General features: G+C 56.0%; 1 tRNA gene and 2 rRNA genes (1 of these 3 only partly in view). All 3 read right to left on the bottom strand.

Going from position 1 to position 2500, the window contains the following annotated elements:
- Positions 1–511: 511 nt before the first annotated feature.
- A tRNA-Met gene (locus tag GA829_RS09035) sits at positions 512–588 on the bottom strand.
- 208 nt (positions 589–796) lie between these two features.
- Positions 797–911: ribosomal RNA gene (gene rrf, locus GA829_RS09030) — 5S ribosomal RNA — on the bottom strand.
- A gap of 203 nt (positions 912–1114) precedes the next feature.
- Positions 1115–2500, bottom strand: a 23S ribosomal RNA gene (locus GA829_RS09025) (it continues 1426 nt past the right edge of the window).

Raw genomic sequence — 2500 nt, 5'->3', positions numbered from 1 at the left:
TAGCAACGCCGGCGCCCAGGACGTGGTGACTGTGAGCGCCTAATCGGCCCCGCGCCTGCGGTAGGCGTTACATCGGCGTCATCCTGGCGGGCGAAGAGGTAAGAGTGATTCGTCGGCCTCTATTCGTGCCTAGATCTAACTGATTCGGCCACTCAGCCGCGATTGGTCCCGGGCGCTTCGAGCCCTCAGGTTATGGCGTCGCGTATGAAGGAGGAGCAAGGCGGCGGGGATGGGACCTTATGTACGGCCTCGCGGCTTCGACTCGAGCGCTGGACGAATCATCTCCTGGAACACGTTTATCCCGTCGGCTTGAGAGCCTGACGGGTTTATATTGGTTTTGAGAAGTTTGATTTAGAGAAGCTGGATTTGGGCAGTTTGTTTTGGGACAGGATTTGATTTTTTGTCCCACGGCGTCGGCTTCGCCTCCTTGCGGGCCCCTGATGCCGGTTCGAATTGCCAGCCACCACGGCAAAATACAAAAGAGCCCGCGCAAGGCGGGCTCTTTTGTATTTGGTTGCGGGGACAGGATTTGAACCTGTGACCTTCAGGTTATGAGCCTGACGAGCTACCGGGCTGCTCCACCCCGCGTCAACTTTTGCGTAGGTTTTGTCCTACGAAGGTTTGGGTCTGCCAAATGAAAGGGCCGCTTTCGCGGCCCGGGCTCCCGTTGGCGGGCCTTGGATGCATGTCGTCCAAAAGTGTAGCGATTTTGGGACGCCGAGATGCATCGAACAAATGCAGAGAGAAGATATTGTTCCATCCTTGCGGATGCGAGCTTTCAACGTGCGTTTTGTAGACCTGGCAGCGACTTACTCTCCCGCGTCTTGAGACGAAGTACCATCAGCGCTGGAGCGTTTCACGGCCGAGTTCGGAATGGGATCGGGTGCAGCCGCTCCGCCATAACCACCAGGTCGGCAAAGCGCACATTGCTCGAGAAGCTGTTTTCTGTGCCAAGGCGACGTTTTCTACAGTGCGCCGCGGGCATAAGCCCGCAAGCGCGACTGCGCGTCGCCGGTTTTCCGGCGCCCTCGCGGAGCATAGGCCCTGTTAAGGGCCGCTCATGCGTGAGCGCTGGCTGAACATCCGATTTATCGGATGGGCATAAGGAATGAGAACGATCAAGCCGATCGAACTATTAGTACCGGTAAGCTTCAAGCGTTGCCGCTCTTCCACACCCGGCCTATCAACGTGGTCGTCTTCCACGGTTCTCAGGGAATACTCGTTTTAAGGTGGGTTTCCCGCTTAGATGCCTTCAGCGGTTATCCCGTCCGGATATAGCTACCCTGCTATGCGGCTGGCGCCACAACAGGTCCACCAGAGATCCGTCCATCCCGGTCCTCTCGTACTAGGGACAGATCCTTTCAATATTCCTACACCCACGGCAGATAGGGACCGAACTGTCTCACGACGTTCTGAACCCAACTCACGTACCGCTTTAAATGGCGAACAGCCATACCCTTGGGACCTGCTCCAGCCCCAGGATGCGATGAGTCGACATCGAGGTGCCAAACAACCCCGTCGATATGGACTCTTGGGGGTCATCAGCCTGTTATCCCCGGCGTACCTTTTATTCGTTGAGCGATGGCCCTTCCACGCGGGACCACCGGATCACTATGACCGACTTTCGTCTCTGCTCGACTTGTCAGTCTCGCAGTCAGGCAGGCTTATGCCATTGCACTCAGCGAACGATTTCCGACCGTTCTGAGCCCACCATCGCGCGCCTCCGTTACTCTTTAGGAGGCGACCGCCCCAGTCAAACTACCCACCATACATTGTCCCGGACCCGGATAACGGGCCGCGGTTAGACATCCATAGTAATAAGGGTGGTATTTCAAGGTTGGCTCCACCCGAGCTGGCGCCCGGGTTTCAAAGCCTACCACCTATCCTACACATGCCACTACGAATGCCAATGTAAAGCTATAGTAAAGGTGCACGGGGTCTTTCCGTCTAACCGCAGGAACCCCGCATCTTCACGGGGAATTCAATTTCACTGAGTCTATGCTGGAGACAGCGGGGAAGTCGTTACGCCATTCGTGCAGGTCGGAACTTACCCGACAAGGAATTTCGCTACCTTAGGACCGTTATAGTTACGGCCGCCGTTTACTGGGGCTTCGATTCAGAGCTTGCACCCCTCCTCTTAACCTTCCAGCACCGGGCAGGCGTCAGACCCTATACGTCGTCTTGCGACTTCGCAGAGCCCTGTGTTTTTGATAAACAGTCGCTACCCCCTGGTCTGTGCCACCCTCCTCCACTTGCGTGGAAAAGGGTCACGCTTCTTCCGAAGTTACGCGTGCAATTTGCCGAGTTCCTTCAGCATAGTTCTCTCAAGCGCCTTGGTATACTCTACCAGTCCACCAGTGTCGGTTTCGGGTACGGTCTATAAGGAGGAGCTATTTCCTGGAACCACGCAGCAGCCCGTTCAATCCGATAAGATTGGACTACCTCAATGATCCGTCACTTCCTCCAGGCCCACGAATATTAACGTGGTTCCCATCGTCTA

Source organism: Mesorhizobium sp. INR15, from assembly GCF_015500075.1.
Lineage (GTDB): Bacteria > Pseudomonadota > Alphaproteobacteria > Rhizobiales > Rhizobiaceae > Mesorhizobium.
Note: the sequence above shows the minus strand (reverse complement) of the source record. Positions and strands in the feature narration are given on the sequence as shown.